Consider the following 20,583-nt stretch of genomic DNA (forward strand, 5'->3'; position numbering starts at 1 on the left):
ATTCAGAATGTCTAAAATTGCTTTTATCGGCCTTGGTAATATGGGATTGCCAATGGCACTCAATCTGACCAAAGCAAATCATGATGTGGTTGGTTTTGATCTTTCTGAAGTAAGCTGTAAAGAGGCTGAAAAGCTCGGCATTAAAATTGCGAACTCCGCTGAACAGGCTGTATTATCCGCCGATGTGGTCATCACGATGTTGCCAAAGGGCGAGCATGTTTTATCGGTTTATCAATCGGTAAAATCATCATTGCAATCCAATGCTTTGTTGATTGATTGCTCAACCATTGATGTTGCAAGCGCTAACAAAGCCCATGCACTGGCAGCTGAAGATGAGCATTTATCGGTCGATGCGCCGGTATCGGGCGGCACCGGTGGTGCGCAACAAGGAACACTAACTTTCATGTGCGGCGGTACGGATAAAGCTTTCGCACTGGCAGAACCGATTTTAAAAGCGATGGGCAAAAAGATTGTTCATTGCGGAGATAATGGTGCGGGACAAGCCGCAAAAATCTGCAACAATATGATCCTCGGTATTTCGATGATTGCGGTTTCAGAAGCTTTTGCCTTGGGCGAAAAACTTGGCCTTTCGCATCAAGCGCTGTTTGATGTGGCATCCACGTCATCGGGCCAATGCTGGGCGCTGACCTCTTATTGTCCAGTTCCAGGTCCCGTGCCGACTTCTCCTGCCAATAATGATTATATTCCAGGTTTCGCAGCAGGATTGATGCTTAAAGATTTGCTGCTTTCGCAAGAAGCAGCTCACCAAGTTGAAGCCTCAACGCCACTTGGTGCCAATGCGGCTGAACTTTATCAGCGCTTTACAAATGACGGTAATGGCGCACAAGATTTTTCAGGCATCATCAAAATGCTGAGAGGGCATGCTGATGAATGAAGCAGGTGATAATCGGATTGTTTGGCAGCCTTCGAAAAAGCGTATTGAGGCTTCATCGCTTTTTAATTTCGCACAAAAAACGCATGATCAGCATGGCTGTGAGCCGGATGATTATCAAGGGCTGCTTGATTGGTCGATGACAGAGCCGGAAGCATTTTATAATGCGCTCTGGGACGAGTTGGAGATTATCGGCGATAAGGGTGAGCGTGCCATTGCCCCATCTTATAATATCAAGGATGTATGTTTTTTTCCGGAAAGCCGTTTGAATTATGCGGAAAATCTCTTGCGCGAACCAGATGAGCGGCTGGCCATTATTGCACATCGTGATGATGGCACAAGACGCGAGATTTCCCGCAAAGAACTTTACGATAAAGTGTCAAGTCTGGCGCAAGCCTTGCGAAAAATGGGGGTTGTCAAAGGTGATCGTGTCGGGGCGATTGTTACCCATGATATTGAAGCGATCATCGGTTATCTGGCCACCAGCAGTTTAGGGGCTATCTGGTCATCCTGTTCACCGGATTTTGGCCCCGCCAGTGCATCTGATCGCCTAAGCCAAATTACGCCAAAAGTTCTGATTGCGGTTGCGTCTTATCAATATGCAAGCAAAACAATTGATGTGCTACCGACAATTCGTGAAGTCTGCGCAACTGCCAAACCGGAACAGCTCATTTTAATCACTGAGCAAATGCCTGAATTATTTCACGGCGTAACGACACATCAGTTTGATGCTCTGTTGCAGCAATATAGTCCGCGTAAAATTGATTTTGTGCCGATGCCGTTTAATGCGCCTTTGGCTATTTTATATTCCTCAGGTACAACGGGCGTGCCGAAATGCATTACCCACTCTGCCGGTGGCTTGCTGTTGCAGCATCTGAAAGAGCTGAAACTGCAAAGCGATATTCGCGCCAATGAGCGCTTTTTCTATTTCACCACCTGCGGCTGGATGATGTGGAACTGGCAGGTGTCGGCTTTGGCTTTGGGGGCAACGCTCGTCACCTATGATGGCAATCCGGCCTATCCGACGCAATCACGGCTGATTGATCTGATTGATGCGGAGAAGATTGCAACATTTGGCACATCGGCGAAATTCATTGATGCCTGCAACAATGCTGGTCTCACTCCGCTTGAGAGCCATGATCTTTTATCATTGAAAACCATTCTTTCAACGGGTTCCACACTCATTCCGTCTGCTTTTGATTATATTTATCAAAAGTGGAAAGGCGATGTGCATCTGGCTTCGATTTCTGGTGGCACTGATATTTGTGCTTGTTTTCTAGGTGGCAATCCGCTGCAACCCGTGTGGCGCGGTGAATTGCAAGGTGCAATGCTGGGTATGGATCTCGACGTGGTTGATGAGGAGGGGAGAAGTCTTCCTCGTCCTGCAATGGCGCAAGAGAACGGACAAGCCGGTGAACTCGTATGTCGCAAAGCGCATTTATCAATGCCGGTGAAATTCTGGGGCGATGAGGACGGCTCCCGCTATCATGCGGCTTACTTTGAGCGTTTTTCTGGTCTTTGGGCACATGGAGATTTTGCTGAAAAGCGTTTTTCTGGTGGTTACATCATTCATGGTCGCTCCGACACAACCCTTAATCCGGGTGGGGTGCGCATTGGAACATCTGAAATTTATCGTCAGGTGGAAACTATTGATGTGGTTGAAGAGGCGGTAACAGTTGGTCAGGATATTCATGGTGACCAGCGCATTGTCTTGTTTGTGAGGTTGAAGCCTGATGAGGCTTTAACGGATGAACTGCGTCAGACAATTCGTACGCGCATTCGCTCTGGTGCCAGTCCGCGTCACGTGCCAGCAAAAATTATTGCAATAGAGGCTATTCCACATACGCGCTCCGGAAAAATTTCTGAAATTGCCGTGCGCGATACCATCCACGGGCGTGCAGTGAAAAATCTGGACGCGCTGATGAACCCTGAAGCACTTGAGCTTTATAAAAATATTGCTGAACTGAAAGACTGAGAATATGGCCGATCATCAAGAACCTAAAATTGCGCTTATTACCGGCTCTACCAGTGGAATTGGTTTGGCGATTGCCAAGCGATATTGTGAAGTTGGTTTTCAGGTGGCGATGCATGGGGTGGAAACACCTGAACAAGCGCAGCCTGCACTTGAAGCTGCGGGGAAAGCGGCAAGGCATCAGCCGGTTTATTTTCAGGCGGATTTGAGTGATGATGCACAAAGCGCTGGCCTTGCACCAGCAGTTATTCAACAGTTTGGGCGCATTGATATTCTGGTCAATAATGCGGGCATTCAAAAAGTACAGCCGATAGAAGAATTTGATTATGCGGATTTCAACCGCATTATACAGATCTCGCTTGATAGTAGTTTTCACACTATTCATGCGGCCTTGCCATTGATGAAAAAGGCAGGTTGGGGACGTATCATCAACATTGCCTCAGCGCATGGCTTACGTGCCTCTGTTAATAAAGCACCTTATGTGGCAACCAAACATGCGGTGGTTGGTTTGACCAAAGCGGTCGCGCTGGAAGCCGCAGAATATGGTATTACCTGCAATGCGATCTGTCCGGGTTTCGTGCTGACACCTTTGGTTGAAAAACAAGTGCGTGATCAGGCCAACGCGCACGGTCTTAGTGAAGAAGAAGCCACTCGTAATGTGATTTTGGCAGGACAGCCAACCAAGCAGTTTGTTGGTACCGATGAAATAGCGGAAATGGCTTTTTATCTTTGCGGTGATTGGGCACGCTCCATTACAGGAACTACAATTTCCATTGATGGCGGTTGGACAGCCAAATAGGTGGTTTAAGCGAAAAGTTAAAAAAATCTGGCGCAGTCTTATTCGAATATCATATAAATCTAATATTTATATAACTGCGCCAGCATTATTTTAGTATTTATTAAAATGAAAAGAATCTCATTTAAATAGAAATAAATAACACATAAAATTTATCGTATGACCCGTCAAAATTATACGATTTTAATTGAATAAAGGTAGTTTATTCAATTACTTACGCCGATTGTGCAACCTCTGATTTCTCCCTATAGACAGCCTGTATAATCTATGCGTATAGTTATAACGATCTCTACTAAAGAGATGCTATAAAAGGGAACAATTTGGTATGATATCAAGACGTCAATTCTTGACCTATTCTGCTTTGGCTGGAACCACACTGGCTATGCCAGGTCTTATTCGCAGCGCATGGGCAGCGACGGATACATTAAATATTGGTATTCCTGTGCCTATTTCCGGTCCTTTTGCGGCTAACGGAAAATACGCTTCAATGGGCGCTATTATTGCGTCAGAAGAGGCAGAAAAGAAGCACGGTATCAAAGTTAAAACATTCGATATGGACACAGAAGGCAAACCTGCCACTGCTGTTCGTAAAATGCAGGATGCGATCGAGCAAAATGGGATCAAACTGTTTGCCGGTGGTATTTTGTCTTCTGAATCACTTGCCATGGGCAAAGAGGCTACGAAGGCGAAAGCAACTTTCTTTACCACAGCCGGCGCGGATGAACTGACAGGCGTGGATTGCAATGCCGGTACTTATCGCTGGAGCGTGCCGACATTTGGTGCGATTGAACAGACGGTGCGTCCGATCATCGAACAAATGCCGGAAGTGAAGCGTTGGTACACCATCACCCCACAATATGTGTTTGGTGACGGTCTGCTTAATGCAGCTAAAAACGTCTTTAAAGAAAAAGGCGCGGAGCATGTCGGCAACAGCTATCATTCTCTGACAGAAAAAGAATTCAGTGGTTATCTGACCAATGCGATTGCGGCCAAACCGGATGCATTGCTGATTTTGAATTTCGGTGCGCAATCTTCTGATACATTGCGCCAAGCCATCAGCTTCGGCCTTAAAGATCGTATGAAAATTGTGGTCGCATGGGCGTCCGGTCTTGAGCAATTTGAAGGTTTGGGCCCTGATTTAAGCGAAGATGTTTATTTCGGCGCACAATATTGGCATGGTGTGGATGCACCTGCCAATAATGAATTGGCTGCTCTGACCCAGGCCAAATATGGCGAGACACCGAACTATTCGCTGGCCGGCTCATATTTGATGACCAAATTGTTGATCGATGCAGCTGTGCAGGCTGGCAGCACCGATGGTGAAGCCATTGCAAAAGTGTTGAACGATATGAAATATGCCGGTCTTACCGGTGAAGAACTTATTCGTGGCGGCGATCATCAGGTCATCAAAGATTATTACCTTCTGAAAGGTAAAGCCAAATCCGCAATGAAGGATAAGGTTGATTATGCTGATGTTGTGTCAGCGGGTAAATCATTCCTCGACCCGGAAGCTGCCGGTTGCAAAATGGGCTGATGCCTTTTGCAAGATTAATAAGGTGCGGGCAGATATATTGCCCGCCCGGCTTTATTCATTATCAGGAGAATTCTGGTGATTTATTTATTCCAGATGCTGAACGGCATCGGGCTGGGGATGCTTTACTTCCTGCTCGCCGTCGGACTTAGCGTTATTTTCGGACTATTGCAGTTTGTAAACTTTGCCCATGGTGCATTTTATCTGTTGGGCGCTTATCTGGCTTATGATCTGGTTGAACGCGGTTTCAGTTTCTGGGTAGCAATGCCCGTTGCAACAGTGATTGTGGCAGCACTGGCAGCAATAACTGAAGCATTATTGCTGCGCCGTATTTATAAACTGCCACATACATTCCATATTCTGGTGACTGTTGGAATGGCGCTAGCCATTCAGGAATTTGTCATCATTATTTGGGGACCTTTGGGCGGCAGTGTTTCTGCACCGGCTGCATTAAGCGGTGTCTTCATCTGGGGTGATTTTATTTACCCGCAATATCGTATTTTTGTGATTGTCTTTACAGCTATTCTCGCGGCCCTGTTGTGGTGGTTGCTTGAGGGTACACGCCTTGGCGCGATCGTACGCGCCGGTTCGGAATCCTCCGATAATATGGCGCTGCTTGGTTATAATACATTGCGCATCAATACCGCTATTTTTGCACTCGGTGCTGGTCTTGCCGGGCTTGCCGGTGCGCTTGTGGCTCCAATTCGCGGTGTTGAACCGTTCATGGGTATTGATGCTCTTGGCATCGCCTTCGTTGTGGTCGTGATTGGCGGTATGGGCAGTTATACCGGTGCCTTGGTTGCCGGTATTCTGGTTGGCGTGTTGCAAAGTTTGATGGCTACGATATGGCCGGAAGGTGCGCGTCTGATCATTTATGTCGGTATGGCACTGGTTATTATTTCAATGCCGCGCGGCCTGTTCGGGAGAGCATAAATCATGAAAACCCTGAACAATCCTTATTTTCAGTTTTTACTTGCCGTTGCGGCTGTTCTGATCATGCCGATCTTTATGAAATCCGGTATTCTCGCAACGGAAATCCTGATTTTTGCGCTTGCTGTAACAGCTTGTAACTTGCTGCTTGGCTATACCGGCCTTTTATCCTTCGGGCAGGGGATTTTCTTTGGTTCCGGTAGTTATATCGCCGGTATCCTGCTCACCCGCACCGGCCTTCCGGTAGGCGTTATGTTGCCGATAGCAATAGTGAGTGGTGCAGCCTTGGCCACTTTGGTCGGTTGGTTTGCCATTCGCAGACAAGGTGTTTACTTTGTAATGCTGACGCTCGCCTTCTCACAGTTGTTTTTCTTCCTCGCTTATACTTTCAGCGATATTACCGGTGGTGATAACGGTCTTCTGGATGTACCGCGCCCAAGCTTTGGCGGAACTGTGCTTTCATCGACATGGTCATATTACACCTATGTCGCGATTATCTTCCTCGTGGTTTTTGCTCTTCTTTTACGTGCAATTCAATCCACTTTCGGCCGTACGCTGATTGCCATTCGTGAAAACGAAGAACGCGCCATTGCGGTTGGTTTCCCGATCAAAGCGTTTAAAGTGGCAGCTTTTGCCATCTCCGGCGCGGTCACTGCATTGGCAGGCGCATTGCATGCGATGTTGATTGGTGTCGCACCACTGACAAGCATTGAACACCACACCAGCGAAATGATCCTGATTATGACCATTATCGGCGGCAGTACCAGTCTGATTGCTTCCGTTATTGGTGCCGCAAGCTATCTGCTCTTGGCTGATTGGCTTTCGGTGATCTGGCCGCGCTGGCTGCTGTTGTTGGGATTGGCACTGATCGTTGTTTCGCTTTTTGCACAAAAAGGTCTCTGGGGTCTGTTGGAAAAATTAGTGGCGGCACTCACTTCAAAAGAGGAAAGCGCAAAAAAAACAGATGCAGGCGAGGAGAAGTGACATGAGTGCAATGCATCAACCAAACTCTGCCACTCAAGTAGCTCTTGAAACAAAAGGCGTTGGCATCACTTACGGTAAATTCGTGGCTCTGGCGGATGTTGATCTGTCGATCAAAGCCAATAGTGTGCATTCGATCATCGGCCCAAATGGTGCTGGTAAAACGACCCTCTTTCATGCTCTGACCGGACGTGTGAAGGCCTCTTCAGGCTCAATCCATCTTTACGGAAAAGATATTACGCCAGCATCTGCCGAAGAGCGCGTACAGCTTGGCGTTGCCCGTTCTTTTCAGGTGACCAGTCTTTTCCCGACGCTGGATGTCTATGAAAATTTGCGTCTTGCAGCGCAGGGCAAAACGCCTTGGGCTGCGCTGGCACCATGGCGCAGTGCCGATAGCAATGTGGAAACACGCGAAACCGCAGAATATGTGATGGAGCGTTTGAACCTCACTCATGTGCGTTCGCGTGCGGCTGGTGAACTTTCCCACGGCCAGCAAAGGCGTTTGGAAGTCGGCATGGCAATGGCCTCCAAGCCGCTTGTTATCCTGATGGACGAACCGACATCCGGCATGGGGATTGATGATATTGAAGATATGAAGCGGCTGATCAAAGATTTAGGCCGCGATCATACTGTGCTGTTTATCGAGCATAATATGGGCATTGTAATGAATATCAGCGATACCGTGACGGTAATGAGGGCAGGGCGCAAACTGGTTGAAGGCCCACCGGCATTTGTGCGCGACGATCCGGAAGTGCAACGTGCTTATCTTGGCAATATGATCACGGGAGATATCGCATGAGTGCTTTTCTTCAGGTAGATAATATTCATAGTTACTACGGCAAAAGCCACATCATTCAAGGCGTCTCGCTGGAAGTGAATGAGGGGGAAATTGTCACGCTTCTTGGCCGCAATGGTGCTGGTAAAAGCTCGACGCTGAAATCGATCAGTGGCTTGCTGACACCAGCCAAAGGCAAGATCACGCTGGGCGGAAAAAACATGGCAGGCTTGCCTGCCTATAAGGTTTCGCAGCAAGGCTTGGCATTGGTGCCGGAAGATCGCGGCATTTTCAGCATGCTGAGCGTTGAAGAAAATCTTCAGATTTCCCAGCGTAAAAATTCACCCTGGTCGATGGCCGATATTTATCAGATTTTCCCGCGCCTTGAGGAGCGTCGGAAAAATGGTGGCAGTCAGCTGTCGGGTGGTGAGCAGCAGATGCTCTCGATTGCGCGTGCGCTGCTCAATAATCCCAAGCTCTTGATGCTGGATGAGCCGGTCGAAGGTTTGGCACCTGTCATCGTTGAGGAAATCGTCAGCCAGATCCAGAAAATCCGTGCTGCAGGCGTACCTATTTTGCTTGTTGAACAGAATTTGGCGGTTTGTACGGCATTGGCCGACCGCCACTATATTCTGGAGCTGGGACGTATTGTTTATCACGGAACTGCACAGGAATTTATTGCCGATACCGATGCACGCGACCGCTATTTAGGTGTGAAAGCGAATTAACATGCCGTGTTTGCCGAAGGAGGCACACTTTCTATGTCTAATATGATTGTCGATGAAAACCGCTTATGGAACAGCCTGATGGAAACCGCCAAAATGGGCGGTCTTCCAAATGGCGGTGTAGCACGATTAACGCTCACCGAGCATGATAAAAATGTCCGAGATTGGCTGACAGCCCAATGTGAAAAACTTGGCATGAGCGTTAAAGTTGACGAAGTTGGTAATATGTTTGCACTACGTGAAGGGCGTAATAATACACTTGCTCCTATCGCGATGGGCAGCCATCTGGATACGCAGCCGACCGGCGGCAAATTCGATGGTATCTTGGGTGTTTTGGGTGGTTTGGAAGTTCTGCGCACATTGGATCAGAGTGGCTATGTCACCGAAGCGCCATTAATGTTGGTCAACTGGACCAATGAAGAAGGTTCCAGATTTTCGCCTGCCATGCTTGGTTCTGGGGTGTATGCTGGTGTTTACAGCCGTGATTATGCCGATAATCGTGAAGATGTTGAAGGCGTGAAGTTTGGCAACGCTTTGGATGATATTGGCTATCGTGGCGAAGCAACAAAGCAAGAAACAGCATTTGGAGCTATGTTTGAACTCCACATCGAGCAAGGGCCTATTCTGGAGGCAGAAGAAAAGCTGATCGGTGTTGTTCAGGGCGTGCAGGGCATGCGTTGGTATGAAGGCCGCCTGTTTGGTTGTGCGGCTCATACCGGCTCTACCCCGATGTCCATGCGTCGCAATGCTTTGCTCGGTGTTTCGCGTTTGATTTCTTATATTGATGATCTGGCACACACCCATGCACCGCATGCAGTGGGTACCATCGGCTTTATGGAAATTACGCCAAATTCAACCAATGTTATTCCGGGCGAGGTGCATTTCACCGTCGATATTCGCCATCCGGATGATGCGGTACTCGATGAAATGGAAGCTCGTATATTTGAAATGTTTGAAACGCAGAAAGAACAGATCGGTCTGACCGGCTCGCTGAAATGTATTTCAAAAACTGATGCGGTTGTATTCGATGCTGATTGTATTGAAGCGGTTCGTCGTGCGGCTGACAAGCATGGTTATGGCAATATGGATCTCATTTCTGGCGCTGGACATGATGCAGCGCATACGGCGACAATCGTGCCGACGACTATGATTTTCGTGCCGAGCGAGGGCGGTTTGAGCCACAATGAAGCCGAAGCTACCAGTTCGTCGGAATGCACTGCCGGTGTACAAGTGCTGCTTGATGCTGTGCTTTATTATGACCGCAAGGTTGCAGAACAGCAGAGTGCAGTTTGAGGATAAATAATGCGCATTTTGATTGCTCGTCTTAACCACGAGACCAATAGTTTTTCTCCCGTAGTTACAAATTTACAGTCCTTCAATCCGCATTATGGTGATGACGCTGCAAAGTTTGCCGATGGCTCTAATACGGCATTGGGTGCCTTCTATGCTTATGCTTTGGGCAAAAATGCAGAGATTATCGTGCCATTGGCGGCAACGGCCAATCCAAGCGGCCCGGTTGAAGACGAAGCGTTTGAACGCCTCGCCGCTGCCATCACTGATGGGGTTACCAAGGGGTGCGATCTTATTCTGCTTGATCTGCATGGTGCGATGGTCACGCGCTCATTTGATGACGGTGAAGGGGAGTTGTTACGCCGTGTGAGAGCTATTGCACCAACTACTCCAATCGGTGTGGCGCTCGATCTGCATGGTAATATTACGCAGGATATTTTGGATAATTGCGATTGCATCGTTGGTTTTAAAACCTATCCGCATATCGATATGTATGCGACAGGCAAGCACGTCACCCGTATCATCGACAAGATATTCGATGATGGTTTGCAGCCGAAACAGGCGTTTAACCATCCACCAATGCTTGCCGCGACATTGCGTATGAATACCAATGAAGATTGTGCTATGACGGATATCATAAATTTGGCAAAGGAGATCGAAAAGCGCGAAGGCATCCATGCGGTTTCAGTTTTTGGTGGTTTCCCGATTGCCGACTTGAAAGAAACCGGCCTTTCAATCGTTGTGGTGGCAGATAGTGATGCTCTGGCTAAGAATGTTGCCGCTGAAGTGGCACAAGTGGCATGGCAACGTCGTGACGATTTTTTGTATACCGAAACGCCGCTGGAAATATCTGTGAGCGAAGCAAAGGCTGAGCGTCAGAAACACAACAAAGGTTATGTGCTGATGCTCGATCATGGTGATAATTGCATGTCCGGCGGCACTTGCGATAATATGGATGTGTTGCAGACGTCCATTCAGGCAGGGCTGAAAAATATAATTGCTGGTCCTTTTAGCGATCCTGAGGTAGTCGAGCAATTATTTGCAGCCGGTGTCGGGGCCGAAGTGACCATTGAACTTGGCAATAAGATCGTCGCAGATGATTTTGTTGCACCTCAACCACCACTTAAATTAACCGGTACAGTAACCGCGCTAAGTGACGGTGATTATGTCGTTTCTGGCCCGATCTATACCGGTCAATTGTGCCATATGGGACGTGCTGTTGCATTTAAGACCAATGCAGCAATTATTCTGATTACAGAAATGCCGCACGAGCCTTGGGATTTAGGCGTTTTCAACTGCGCCAATATTGACCCTTTGCAATGCGATTACCTGATATTAAAGTCGCGCATGTATTGCCGTCCGGTATTCGAACCTCAGGCTCTGGCTGTTGTTGAATGTGCGAGCGGTGGCGTAACAAGTTCTAATTACCAATTGTTTTCGTTTAAGAAATTAGCAAGGCCGATTTATCCGTTAGATAATGAGAGCGTCTGGCAGTGACAGGATGAAATATGGATCAAGTGTCAGGCAAAAATGATAAGACGGTTAAGTTCAAGCGAATTAAACTTTCTGATCAGATAGCCGAAGATTTACGACGCACAATCGCGCGTGAAAAAATGGTTCCCGGTGATCGCTTGCCGCACGAAAAAGCATTAATGGAGCATTACGGTTGTGCCAAAGGCACGATCAGAGAAGCGCTGAAAGCTTTGGAAGTTGAAGGCTTGATTGCCATGCAATCCGGCCCCAACGGGGGGCCGGAAATTCAACCGGCATCGCTTGAAATTGCTATTCAGCAATTGCGTCAATATATGCATTTTCAGACACTGACTTTTCAAAATGTTTATGAAGTTCGCAAATCCATTGAAGTGGCACTGGCGCTGAGCGTTGTCGGCAAATTGACGGATGCAGATTATCGCAAACTGGAAAAGAATATTGCGATTTGCGTGGAAGCCAACCGTGACGGCGATCGCGCTGTCGGGCGCACGGCGGAAACGGAGTTCCATGATATACTGTGTGATGCTTCCGACAATCCACTGTTGATTTTCATCTGCCGTTTTCTCAACAGTCTGTTGCGTGATCTGGTGAGTTTTCGCTCGCCAAGCCTTACCGAGCATGAGCAGTTTGGTGATCATAATGTGGAAAGCCATATTGCACTGGTTGAAGCTTTCAAGCGGCAGGACAGAGATGCTGTTGTGCATATTATGAAAGAACATATGTGTTGTGCCGAAGATTTTATGTGCCGGCTCGATGCTGCTTTTAACAGCGATTTGCTGAGCCGTACCTCGGGATAAAACAAAAAAAAGCCGCGATTTACACGGCTTTTTTAAAGTTTTGAACGAACTAAGTATTTAGTTCGTTTTTATAAACCTGACCATCTTTCATAATCAGTTTGAAGTTTTTGTCCGGATCGGCAATGAGATTGATGTCTTCCAGCGGGTTGCCGTCCACCAGCAGCATATCCGCAGCCGCACCGGCTTCAATCACACCGACAGGCAATGCATAAGGGTTGCGCGGGCCTGACATTGCCAATAATTGCGCATTGGTATGGGTTGCCATTTTCAAGACATCGGCATTATCAAACCAGCGGGCAATTTTTGCTAGTTGTTTGCCTTGGGTGAGAGTTCCTTTTGGGTTGAACAGAATATCTGTTCCCCATGCCATTTTTACATTATATTTTTGTCCCAGATCAAAAGCGCGCATTGTGCCTTGAGCCACCATTTTTTGTTGGTCGCGTTGAATTTGGGTTGGATACACATTGGAATCTTCATCAGCCAAAAACGGCTGTAAGCTCCACCATGCACCGGCATCAGCAATTTGTTTGACGGTTTCTTCATCTGCAAGCTGGCCATGCTCAATCGACTTCACTCCACAAGCAAGCGCACGCTGGATACCAGCAGATGTGTAGACATGAGAGCACACATAAGTACCCCAATCGGAGGCTGCAGCAACGGCTGCGCGGATTTCGGCTTCCGTGAACTGGATTGAATCAAAAGGGTCATAGGTCGAGGCAACACCACCACCAACCAAAATTTTAATCTGACTGGCCCCCAGCATTAATTGCTCGCGCACACGACGCAGTACTTCTGCCTCACCATCTGCAATAGCCGCAATGCCGGCTGCTTCTGAAAGGCTTAAATCATTGCTGCTATGGCGCGGAACGTCGGTGCGCAAACGGAAATCGCCGTGGCCGGATGTTTGCGAAATCATCGCGCCGGACGGATAAATACGCGGGCCTACGATGCGGCCTTCATCGATCGCACGTTTCAGCGCAAAAGAAGGGCCACCAACATCTCGAATGGTGGTGAAGCCGCGCATCAATGTTCTTTGCGCTTCTTGCGCTGCAACCAGATGGATGTAAGCCACATCAGATGTCATCGCGACCATCTGCGGAATGGCTGCCAGAATACTGTGCCAATGGGCATCAATCATGCCGGGCATGAGAACACGATTGCCGCCGTCAATTATTTTTGCATTCTCAATACTTTCATTGGCAGCAATGAAATTTTCAATACGATTTTTGACGATAAGGAGGCTTTTGCCTTCGATAAGTTTGGCATCTCGACCATTAAAGATACGGATATTCTTTAGCACCGTTGGCTGGTCCACATTTTCTGCGGCTAAGGCAGAACTGCTGCCAACTCCAACGGCTGCCATAGTTGCCATAAGACCATGCAAAACAGAACATCTTGAGATCGACTGGCTAACTCGATCGGTCAATTCCATGATGATATTACTGTGGCACAGACAACCAAAGCCATGGGCATAATTTTGATAACGCGCACCTAATCCGACAATCATAGGAAACCTCAACCTTTTGAATGATCTGTTATTTTTGTAGCATAAGATCGTCGGGCTGGAATATGTAATTTCAAAATATTTTTAATATACGGCAAGCAACTAGCCATGATATATTTTCGTTTTATGATGAAGATGGGTTTTTGACCTAATTTGTTCAAAATTGTAACTTAAAATACTTATTGTTTAATATTTATCAATTGCTTTGGGAAATACAAATGGCAACTTATCATCCGCCTAAAATTCCGTCATCTCAGATAACACCACAGCGTGTTTATAATCAGCGCCGGGAGTTTTTAAAACTGGCGGCAATTGGTTTAACATCACTCAGCGGTACGATGAATGCCGGAGCGGCAGCACTTAATACGATTGCCAGCGCGTATAAAACAGACGAAAAGCTTACAGCTTTCAAGGATGTTACTACTTATAATAATTTTTACGAATTTGGCATGGCCAAGGATGATCCATCAAAACTTTCCGGCAATTTCAAGCCGCTACCGTGGACGTTGACAATTGATGGAATGGTTAAAAAGCCGGTCCAATTTGATCTCGATAGCTTGATGAAAGAACTGACCATCGAAAACCGTATCTACCGGATGCGCTGTGTTGAGGCGTGGTCGATGGTTATTCCGTGGGATGGTTTTCCTTTGTCTGCATTACTCAAAAAGGTTGAGCCATTGGGTAGAGCAAAATATGTGCAATTTGAAACGGTTGTTCGTCCTGATGAAATGCCGGGGCAAAAAGGTTTTTTTCAAGCACTCGACTGGCCATATGTGGAGGGCTTGCGTCTCGATGAAGCTATGCATCCGCTGACATTGCTGGCAGTTGGTCTTTATGGCGAAACATTGCTAAATCAAAATGGCGCACCGCTTCGTCTTGTCGTGCCATGGAAATACGGTTTTAAAGGTATTAAATCGATTACGCGGATCACATTAACAGATCAGGAACCTAAAAATACCTGGCAGATTGCCAATCCGCTGGAATATGGTTTTTACGCCAATGTTAATCCAAACGTCGATCATCCGCGCTGGAGCCAAGCAACGGAACGCAGAATTGGCGAAGGTGGTTTTTTTAGCTCCAATCGCCGGCCGACACTTCCCTTTAATGGTTATGCCGATGAGGTGGCAGGTCTTTATGCGGGCATGGATTTGAAAGCGCATTTTTGATGCGACAGATATCTTTTCATAGCGTTAAAAAATACCAGCCGGTTGTTAATTTGGCGATTTACTTGATGGGAATGATACCAGCGATCTGGTATTTTTATTTAGGGGCAGTCAATCAGCTGGGGGCTGATCCAGTCAAGACCTTTGAACAAGCGCTTGGTCTTTGGGCTTTACGATTTTTAATTTTGACTTTGGTAATATCGCCGCTGCGTGATGTGGTTGGTTGGAATTTTGTTCGTTACCGCCGCGCTCTTGGCTTGTTGAGTTTTTATTATGCTCTCATGCATCTGGCAGTCTATCTGCTGCTTGATCAGGCAATGGATTTTTCAACTTTATGGGATGATGTGATGAAACGGCCATTCATCATGTTCGGCATGATCTCGTTCATTCTGCTCGTGCCATTAGCACTGACATCCAACAATTTTGCCATCCGCAAAATGGGGCGCAAATGGTTGTGGTTACACCGGCTGATTTATGTCGTTGCAATATTGGTGTTATTGCACTTTTCTTTATCAGCTAAAGTGCTGAGCCTTAATCATTATTTTTACATCAGCCTGATCATCTTGTTATTATTATATCGTATTCGTCGACTTTTCATAAAAAAACGCCGCAATATGCAATAAATTTAATGAAATTGCTTATTGCTTGGGCTTGAGATGGATGACAATATCCACTTTTGCAATCTCATAACCAGCCGGTGCTTCCGGCAGACGATTAATAATCGTATCGCCGGCAGGTGCATCGACAATGCGGTCTTCATCCTGCACATAAAAATGATGGTGATCACCGGTATCCGTATCAAAATAGACCCGTTCACTGCCTGTACAGATGCGGCGCAACAAACCTGCCTCACTAAAGTGATGAAGCGTATTGTAGATTGTCGCTAGGGATAAATTTTGGCCTGTTGTTTGAATCTCCTGAAATAAATCATCTGCTGTGATGTGGCGGTGTGTAGCGCCGAAAAGCAATTTACCAATATTCAGGCGCTGCTTTGTCGGGCGTAAACCCACTTTTCTGAGGCGTGCAGAAATTTCCAGCGCACGCAAATCTTCTGTTTTATCTGATGATAAAAATCGTTTGCGGGTTTCCTCAGGTATGAAAAGCATGTGATAATCCGATATTTTGCAATTGAGTGATCGGCTTTGATTTTTAAAAATACAAAGCTAATCACCACAATAGGCGAAAATAAATTTTGGTCAATATATTTGCAATTGATTTGCACCTGCATTTGATTAAATGGCTATATCAGGATTATAGTTTTAAAATAAATTTAAGAACGAGCTCTGTCTTGCCGGAAGGGGCAGTTTCCGCCTCAGGCAAACCAGTTTGTAGAAAACGGGCTTTATATAAAACATGCGCCGATGCCGGATTGTCTATTACAGTTCTGGCTCGCAATTGTTGAAATCCTAATGCGCGAGCATAGTCCGTTGCCAACATCAATGCCTGATAAGCAATATTGCGACCTCTGAAATCAGGCCCGACCCAATAACCAATTTCGGCATCTTGATCGGTAAAATCAAACAAGACCAGACTACCGACAAATCGATCAGTTTCAGCGTCAGCAATTGTTAAGACTGCCAGTTCCCCACTGCGCAAGCCATCAGCGATAGCGCCAACAATCATTTCGCTCATAATAGCGGGTGTGTAATGTTCAAGCGGTAAATGGCCAAATTGTTTAACCGCAGCATCCGCAGTGCCGGCGGCATAAGCGTGAGCATCATCTTGTTTCATTGCGCGTAAAATAACCTGCCCATTGCTGACTGGTAAATGCTCTAACAAAGATGTTTGGGGTGTATTGCGTGTCATACCGAGCTTTTGCCTTTTTGATTATTTAGTTTACTCAATCAGTATCAAACGTAATTCGCTTGACTCGAACAGTGTTCGATAAATAAACATATACACGGCAAAAAAGTCAAGCAGCAGGGAAGTAACGATATGACGGAACAATCAGGTAAAGTGAAAACAGGGCAATCTGTCTGGTTAAAACCAGCTAAACCTGTGCGCGATGTTCCCGCCTTATCAAAAGAGCGTATTCTGGATGCCGCCCTGGAAATTCTTAATAAGGAAGGACTGGCAGGGCTAACGATGCGCAAGCTAGCCCGAAATTTGAATGCAGGCGCGGCTTCACTTTATTGGTATGTAGAAACCCGTGATGAAGTGCTGGAACTTGCACTTGATGCAGTATTAGGCGATATTGGCTATCCACCCGAAAGCGAGGATTGGCAAGCCACATTGATTGCCTATATGCATGAATGGCGGCGCGTTTTATTGCGCCATCACTGGGCACCCGCATTGATCGGTTTTCGCCCTTTTATTGGGCCTAATGCCTTGGAACGCTCTGAATATTTACGACGAACTTTGATGCATTCAGGTCTTGATACAGTGGAAGTCATTCAGGCAGGCTATGCATTATCGAATTTTATGATCGGCTCGGTGGTCACCCAAATTGCATGGCAAAGCGGAGGCGGGGATAATACACACCCGCAGATCAAAGAATTCATGCAGGCTCAAGCGCAAAAATATCCGCTGCTTGCATCGCAAATGGCCTATGATTTAGGCGACTGGGATGCCAGCTATATCAAAGGATTAAACTGGATTATTCGCGCTCTTGTTAAGGCATAAAACCTAATGTTCAAAATAATTGCTTGCGAATCGCATAAGTATTCACTTATGTATTACGTATGACTGAAAACGATATTTTTAAAGCACTTGCTGATCCGACACGCCGTGCAGTTTTTGAAAAGCTGGCGAACGGACATATGAATGCCAGCTCTTTAAGAGAGGGGATGGCTATCAGCCAGCCAGCTATGTCGCAACATTTGGCAGTATTGCGCAGTGCCGGCTTGGTTCGTGAAGAAAAAGTCGGGCGTTATGTTAATTATGAGGTTAATCCGGATGGGTTGGCGCTTATAGCGCAATGGTTTGATAAATACCGTACTTATTGGCCGACACGAATTGATGATCTGAAGCTGTTGCTGAAGGATATGGATCAATGAGCGAGAAAAACGTTGCAGATAAAAGCAAGACCCTTGTTTTTGAATATGAGCTGGAAGCAACACCGCAAAAACTATGGCGGGCACTGACTATCGCTGAGTTTCGTGCCAAATGGCTGCCCGAGTTGGCGCAACAGCAAGCCGAGCCAGGCTCGCTCATCCCGCAGAAACAGATTTGTTATAAAATACGTGAGAAAACGCCACCGTTTCTGGAATCGCATATTACATTTCGCATCTCCGTTAGAGACGATGGTAAAGCTTTATTGACGATTATTCATGAACTGACAGATACATGCGTCCGCCCGATGTCTCAGCCAGCTAACAATAATCAATCACCATTGATGATGGCTGCCTAAAGGCATTCTTTTCAATAAAAAAGTGAATAACGGAGGTCGTCGATGCACGAAACTCTTCAACTCGTCCCTATGGTAATTGAACAATCAGAAAAAGGAGAGCGCTCTTTTGATATTTACTCCCGCTTGTTGCGTGAGCGGATTATCTTTTTGAATGGCGAAGTTAATGACACGATTTCTGCGCTTGTTTGCGCGCAATTATTGCTGCTTGAAGCGGAGAGTCAGAAAAAGCCGATACATCTATATATCAATTCTCCGGGTGGTTCTATGACCAGTGGCCTGGCCATTTACGATACAATGCAGTTTATCCATGCACCGGTGCATACATTATGTATGGGCACAGCCCGATCCATGGGATCATTTTTATTAATGGCCGGTGAGACTGGGCACCGCTATGCTCTACCCAATGCCAGTTTGCATGTGCATCAACCATTAGGCGGATTTCAAGGTCAGGCATCGGATATTTTTATTCAGGCTGAGGAAATGCGTAAAACCAAACATAAAGTAATCGATTTTTACGCCAGCCATTGTGGTCGCTCTTATCAAGAGGTTGAGCGCAAACTGGATCGTGACTGCTTTATGGATGCGAAAGAAGCACTTGAATGGGGCTTAATTGATCATATTTTGCAGAAAAATACACCTGTTTAAGGTGAAAAACATAAAAATGAGGTGCTTTTCGAAGGTTAAATTGACTTTTTGAAGCGCTGCATCTAAATATAGAACACAAATTGCTCAGGAGATTTATGCGCAGAAGCTAAGAAATTGGATCGCGTCAAGCGGCTGATAAACGGGAAGTTACTTCGCCGTGCTTTTGTGCTGTGCTCTATAAAGCTCTCAATCATTATGTCTGTTTCAGAGTTTTGGTCCACTCGATCAAAATATCAATATTCTGCTGCAAGCTGATGATTTATTGGCACAGAGTGCCTGCTTACACTGATCCCACATTTTAAAAATATGCAAAAACGCGGCTTTTATAAGCCTTTCACCGTTTCTGCATCTCTGCATTTTTCAAATGGCACCTGCATATATTTTTTTAAAAAACAGGTGTTTGGGTGATATGATGAATATATCAAAATTGGAGCCCAAGGTGCTCGAAATGCTGTCACGTGGCGGCAGGGTTGTGTTGGAAAAAGATGAACGTAATAAAGTGATCGATGCCGATTTTATTACACGTGAAGGCTGGTTTATGGATGGTGTCGGTTTGCCACAATTCATCAATTTACGAGCCAAAAAATTGATCCGCTCAACACAAGGCAGTGACTATTACATCTCTCGTGATGGCATAGTTAGCCTGCAAACTTCCCGACAACAGGCGAAGAAGTGAGCTCAATCTCGCTCATATCTGCTTTTTCTGCTAAAAACTGCTTGCGCTTTCGCCAAAACAAAGTGCAAGCAGCGTTTTTTAGTCTTTAACATATTGGTCTTTTAACAATGAACTCATTGAAACTGGCAGATAATCGTCAATTGGTATGGCATGAGTGGGGCGCAGTTGATGGCCGTGTTGTCATTTTTTGCCCGGGCGCCGGAATGGCCGGTCGTTTCGTTTTTGGTGAGCGAGATGCAGAAGAACTCAATTTAAGAATGATCTCTGTTGATCGTGCAGGATTGGGTGGTTCAGATGCTGATCCGCAGAAAACCCTTGCAAGCTGGACACAAGATATTGAGCAATTGCTCAATCATTTAGAGGCGGAAGCACCGCTTGCCATAGGCTTTTCACAAGGTGCAGTTTTTGCTTATGCATTGGCGGCAGTCAATCTTGTTGAAGCGCTCACGATTGTTTCAGGGCAGGATGAATTGTCTCATCCTGCAGTTATAAAGCAATTGCCGGATTCTGTTGCTGTGATGGTCGAACGTGCAAACTCTGATAAATTGGCATTGGAAACAGAAATTGCACAATTTGCGACTGCTGAATGGCTCTGGCAGATGATTGAAACTATGAGCGCCGAGCAAGACCGTGCTTATTATACACAAGGAGATTTCGCTCCGCATTATCGCGCTGCACTCGATGCTGGTTTTGTTCAAGGTGCAGCGGGTTATGCCCGTGATACTATTTTGGCAATGGCACCATGGCCATTTAAACTTGAGGAAATTAATTGTCCGGTGCAATTATGGTATGGTCTGGCTGATACCAGTCCTGTGCACTCTCCGGATTTTGGCGAGACACTGAGCAAGCGGCTTCCTTGCGTTAAACTTAATCAAATTGAAAGCAGCGGAAGTGCAGTTTTATGGACACAGTCGCGTGAGATATTGATGCAGTTAGCGGCGGGAAAATATTAATATTTGAGAAGTTTGCTTTGTCATGCTCTCCTTCATTATAAAAGTAAGTAATTTGCTCTTTGACAAGTGATAAAAATGCTTTGAAAACTATCTCTTATTAAAAATTGGTCATA

General features: G+C 46.3%; 22 protein-coding genes. 19 read left to right on the forward strand and 3 right to left on the reverse strand.

All coding sequences use genetic code 11. From position 1 onward, the window contains the following. Window positions 1-7 precede the first annotated feature (7 nt). From mmsB to ACI0FR_RS15400, 11 genes are all read left to right on the forward strand, one after another. Window positions 8-895, forward strand: coding sequence for a 3-hydroxyisobutyrate dehydrogenase (gene mmsB, locus ACI0FR_RS15350; protein WP_404907090.1), 888 nt, complete (start codon window positions 8-10; stop codon window positions 893-895). After that, window positions 888-2,867: an acetoacetate--CoA ligase gene (locus ACI0FR_RS15355; RefSeq protein ID WP_404907089.1), complete on the forward strand. Its 1,980-nt coding sequence runs from the start codon at window positions 888-890 to the stop codon at window positions 2,865-2,867. Before mmsB ends, ACI0FR_RS15355 begins: the two co-directional genes overlap by 8 nt. 4 nt (window positions 2,868-2,871) lie before the next feature. Continuing rightward, entirely contained in the window at window positions 2,872-3,663 is a 792-nt protein-coding gene (locus tag ACI0FR_RS15360; RefSeq protein WP_404907087.1) for a 3-hydroxybutyrate dehydrogenase, read from the forward strand. Window positions 3,664-3,985: 322 nt separating this feature from the next. Further along, complete coding sequence (locus ACI0FR_RS15365) at window positions 3,986-5,194, forward strand: ABC transporter substrate-binding protein (protein WP_404907085.1); 1,209 nt, start codon at window positions 3,986-3,988, stop codon at window positions 5,192-5,194. 75 nt (window positions 5,195-5,269) lie between these two features. Next, window positions 5,270-6,124: a branched-chain amino acid ABC transporter permease gene (locus tag ACI0FR_RS15370; protein WP_374834125.1), complete on the forward strand. Its 855-nt coding sequence runs from the start codon at window positions 5,270-5,272 to the stop codon at window positions 6,122-6,124. Between the two features lie 3 nt (window positions 6,125-6,127). Beyond that, complete coding sequence (locus ACI0FR_RS15375; RefSeq protein WP_374834127.1) at window positions 6,128-7,105, forward strand: branched-chain amino acid ABC transporter permease; 978 nt, start codon at window positions 6,128-6,130, stop codon at window positions 7,103-7,105. A 1-nt stretch (window position 7,106) separates the two neighbouring features. Further along, a complete protein-coding gene (locus tag ACI0FR_RS15380; protein WP_404907083.1) occupies window positions 7,107-7,901 on the forward strand; it encodes an ABC transporter ATP-binding protein in 795 nt (264 codons plus the stop codon). After that, window positions 7,898-8,605 carry an ABC transporter ATP-binding protein gene (locus tag ACI0FR_RS15385; RefSeq protein WP_374834131.1) on the forward strand — a complete coding sequence of 236 codons (708 nt, stop codon included), beginning with the start codon at window positions 7,898-7,900 and terminating at the stop codon, window positions 8,603-8,605. The genes ACI0FR_RS15380 and ACI0FR_RS15385 overlap by 4 nt, the downstream gene beginning before the upstream one ends. Window positions 8,606-8,638: 33 nt before the next feature. Then, window positions 8,639-9,895, forward strand: coding sequence for a M20 family metallo-hydrolase (locus ACI0FR_RS15390; protein WP_404907081.1), 1,257 nt, complete (start codon window positions 8,639-8,641; stop codon window positions 9,893-9,895). 9 nt (window positions 9,896-9,904) lie between these two features. Beyond that, entirely contained in the window at window positions 9,905-11,389 is a 1,485-nt protein-coding gene (locus ACI0FR_RS15395; RefSeq protein WP_404907079.1) for a M81 family metallopeptidase, read from the forward strand. 11 nt (window positions 11,390-11,400) lie between these two features. After that, entirely contained in the window at window positions 11,401-12,180 is a 780-nt protein-coding gene (locus tag ACI0FR_RS15400; protein ID WP_374834137.1) for a FadR/GntR family transcriptional regulator, read from the forward strand. A 49-nt stretch (window positions 12,181-12,229) separates the two neighbouring features. Here ACI0FR_RS15400 and ACI0FR_RS15405 read toward each other — a convergent pair whose 3' ends face one another. Further along, window positions 12,230-13,687 (reverse strand): metal-dependent hydrolase family protein, encoded by a 1,458-nt coding sequence (locus ACI0FR_RS15405; protein WP_404907077.1) that lies wholly within the window; start codon window positions 13,685-13,687, stop codon window positions 12,230-12,232. A 215-nt stretch (window positions 13,688-13,902) separates the two neighbouring features. On the opposite strand from ACI0FR_RS15405, the gene msrP reads away from it, so the two are divergent. Both msrP and msrQ read left to right on the forward strand, forming a co-directional pair. Then, window positions 13,903-14,850 (forward strand): protein-methionine-sulfoxide reductase catalytic subunit MsrP, encoded by a 948-nt coding sequence (msrP, locus tag ACI0FR_RS15410; RefSeq protein WP_404907075.1) that lies wholly within the window; start codon window positions 13,903-13,905, stop codon window positions 14,848-14,850. Further along, entirely contained in the window at window positions 14,850-15,470 is a 621-nt protein-coding gene (msrQ, locus tag ACI0FR_RS15415; RefSeq protein WP_374834143.1) for a protein-methionine-sulfoxide reductase heme-binding subunit MsrQ, read from the forward strand. The genes msrP and msrQ overlap by 1 nt, the downstream gene beginning before the upstream one ends. A 15-nt stretch (window positions 15,471-15,485) precedes the next feature. Here the strand turns inward: msrQ and irrA are convergent, their stop codons facing one another. Together irrA and ACI0FR_RS15425 are read right to left on the reverse strand one after the other, a co-directional pair. After that, a complete protein-coding gene (gene irrA, locus ACI0FR_RS15420) occupies window positions 15,486-15,953 on the reverse strand; it encodes an iron response transcriptional regulator IrrA (RefSeq protein WP_404907072.1) in 468 nt (155 codons plus the stop codon). A 145-nt stretch (window positions 15,954-16,098) separates the two neighbouring features. Continuing rightward, a complete protein-coding gene (locus ACI0FR_RS15425; protein WP_374834147.1) occupies window positions 16,099-16,653 on the reverse strand; it encodes a GNAT family N-acetyltransferase in 555 nt (184 codons plus the stop codon). Between the two features lie 129 nt (window positions 16,654-16,782). Between ACI0FR_RS15425 and ACI0FR_RS15430 the strand changes: the two genes are divergently transcribed. From ACI0FR_RS15430 to ACI0FR_RS15455, 6 genes are all read left to right on the forward strand, one after another. Then, the gene (locus tag ACI0FR_RS15430; RefSeq protein ID WP_374834149.1) at window positions 16,783-17,469 is read left to right on the forward strand and encodes a TetR/AcrR family transcriptional regulator C-terminal domain-containing protein; all 687 of its coding nucleotides are present in this window, start codon (window positions 16,783-16,785) and stop codon (window positions 17,467-17,469) included. 59 nt (window positions 17,470-17,528) lie between these two features. Further along, window positions 17,529-17,843, forward strand: a complete 315-nt coding sequence (locus tag ACI0FR_RS15435; protein WP_374834151.1) for an ArsR/SmtB family transcription factor — start codon at window positions 17,529-17,531, stop codon at window positions 17,841-17,843. Next, window positions 17,840-18,196 carry an SRPBCC family protein gene (locus ACI0FR_RS15440; protein ID WP_404907069.1) on the forward strand — a complete coding sequence of 119 codons (357 nt, stop codon included), beginning with the start codon at window positions 17,840-17,842 and terminating at the stop codon, window positions 18,194-18,196. Before ACI0FR_RS15435 ends, ACI0FR_RS15440 begins: the two co-directional genes overlap by 4 nt. A gap of 42 nt (window positions 18,197-18,238) precedes the next feature. Further along, window positions 18,239-18,841, forward strand: a complete 603-nt coding sequence (locus ACI0FR_RS15445; protein WP_374834155.1) for an ATP-dependent Clp protease proteolytic subunit — start codon at window positions 18,239-18,241, stop codon at window positions 18,839-18,841. Window positions 18,842-19,205: 364 nt separating this feature from the next. Beyond that, window positions 19,206-19,517 (forward strand): YjhX family toxin, encoded by a 312-nt coding sequence (locus tag ACI0FR_RS15450; RefSeq protein WP_404907067.1) that lies wholly within the window; start codon window positions 19,206-19,208, stop codon window positions 19,515-19,517. Between the two features lie 107 nt (window positions 19,518-19,624). Beyond that, window positions 19,625-20,470: an alpha/beta fold hydrolase gene (locus ACI0FR_RS15455; RefSeq protein ID WP_404907065.1), complete on the forward strand. Its 846-nt coding sequence runs from the start codon at window positions 19,625-19,627 to the stop codon at window positions 20,468-20,470. The last annotated feature ends 113 nt before the right edge of the window (window positions 20,471-20,583 follow it).

The organism is Paenochrobactrum sp. BZR 201-1 (genome assembly GCF_044987585.2).
Lineage (GTDB): Bacteria > Pseudomonadota > Alphaproteobacteria > Rhizobiales > Rhizobiaceae > Paenochrobactrum > Paenochrobactrum pullorum.

What these genes read in the sequence shown, in the direction of transcription:
- ACI0FR_RS15430 (WP_374834149.1), top strand. Translation starts at nt 16,783, where the DNA reads ATGACGGAACAATCAGGTAAAGTGAAAACAGGGCAATCTGTCTGGTTA.
- irrA (WP_404907072.1), bottom strand. Translation starts at nt 15,953, where the DNA reads ATGCTTTTCATACCTGAGGAAACCCGCAAACGATTTTTATCATCAGAT.
- ACI0FR_RS15390 (WP_404907081.1), top strand. Translation starts at nt 8,639, where the DNA reads ATGTCTAATATGATTGTCGATGAAAACCGCTTATGGAACAGCCTGATG.
- ACI0FR_RS15365 (WP_404907085.1), top strand. Translation starts at nt 3,986, where the DNA reads ATGATATCAAGACGTCAATTCTTGACCTATTCTGCTTTGGCTGGAACC.
- ACI0FR_RS15405 (WP_404907077.1), bottom strand. Translation starts at nt 13,687, where the DNA reads ATGATTGTCGGATTAGGTGCGCGTTATCAAAATTATGCCCATGGCTTT.
- msrQ (WP_374834143.1), top strand. Translation starts at nt 14,850, where the DNA reads ATGCGACAGATATCTTTTCATAGCGTTAAAAAATACCAGCCGGTTGTT.
- ACI0FR_RS15385 (WP_374834131.1), top strand. Translation starts at nt 7,898, where the DNA reads ATGAGTGCTTTTCTTCAGGTAGATAATATTCATAGTTACTACGGCAAA.
- ACI0FR_RS15425 (WP_374834147.1), bottom strand. Translation starts at nt 16,653, where the DNA reads ATGACACGCAATACACCCCAAACATCTTTGTTAGAGCATTTACCAGTC.
- ACI0FR_RS15380 (WP_404907083.1), top strand. Translation starts at nt 7,107, where the DNA reads ATGAGTGCAATGCATCAACCAAACTCTGCCACTCAAGTAGCTCTTGAA.
- ACI0FR_RS15440 (WP_404907069.1), top strand. Translation starts at nt 17,840, where the DNA reads ATGAGCGAGAAAAACGTTGCAGATAAAAGCAAGACCCTTGTTTTTGAA.
- ACI0FR_RS15435 (WP_374834151.1), top strand. Translation starts at nt 17,529, where the DNA reads ATGACTGAAAACGATATTTTTAAAGCACTTGCTGATCCGACACGCCGT.
- ACI0FR_RS15355 (WP_404907089.1), top strand. Translation starts at nt 888, where the DNA reads ATGAATGAAGCAGGTGATAATCGGATTGTTTGGCAGCCTTCGAAAAAG.
- ACI0FR_RS15450 (WP_404907067.1), top strand. Translation starts at nt 19,206, where the DNA reads ATGGCACCTGCATATATTTTTTTAAAAAACAGGTGTTTGGGTGATATG.
- mmsB (WP_404907090.1), top strand. Translation starts at nt 8, where the DNA reads ATGTCTAAAATTGCTTTTATCGGCCTTGGTAATATGGGATTGCCAATG.
- ACI0FR_RS15455 (WP_404907065.1), top strand. Translation starts at nt 19,625, where the DNA reads ATGAACTCATTGAAACTGGCAGATAATCGTCAATTGGTATGGCATGAG.
- ACI0FR_RS15395 (WP_404907079.1), top strand. Translation starts at nt 9,905, where the DNA reads ATGCGCATTTTGATTGCTCGTCTTAACCACGAGACCAATAGTTTTTCT.
- ACI0FR_RS15400 (WP_374834137.1), top strand. Translation starts at nt 11,401, where the DNA reads ATGGATCAAGTGTCAGGCAAAAATGATAAGACGGTTAAGTTCAAGCGA.
- ACI0FR_RS15375 (WP_374834127.1), top strand. Translation starts at nt 6,128, where the DNA reads ATGAAAACCCTGAACAATCCTTATTTTCAGTTTTTACTTGCCGTTGCG.
- ACI0FR_RS15445 (WP_374834155.1), top strand. Translation starts at nt 18,239, where the DNA reads ATGCACGAAACTCTTCAACTCGTCCCTATGGTAATTGAACAATCAGAA.
- msrP (WP_404907075.1), top strand. Translation starts at nt 13,903, where the DNA reads ATGGCAACTTATCATCCGCCTAAAATTCCGTCATCTCAGATAACACCA.
- ACI0FR_RS15360 (WP_404907087.1), top strand. Translation starts at nt 2,872, where the DNA reads ATGGCCGATCATCAAGAACCTAAAATTGCGCTTATTACCGGCTCTACC.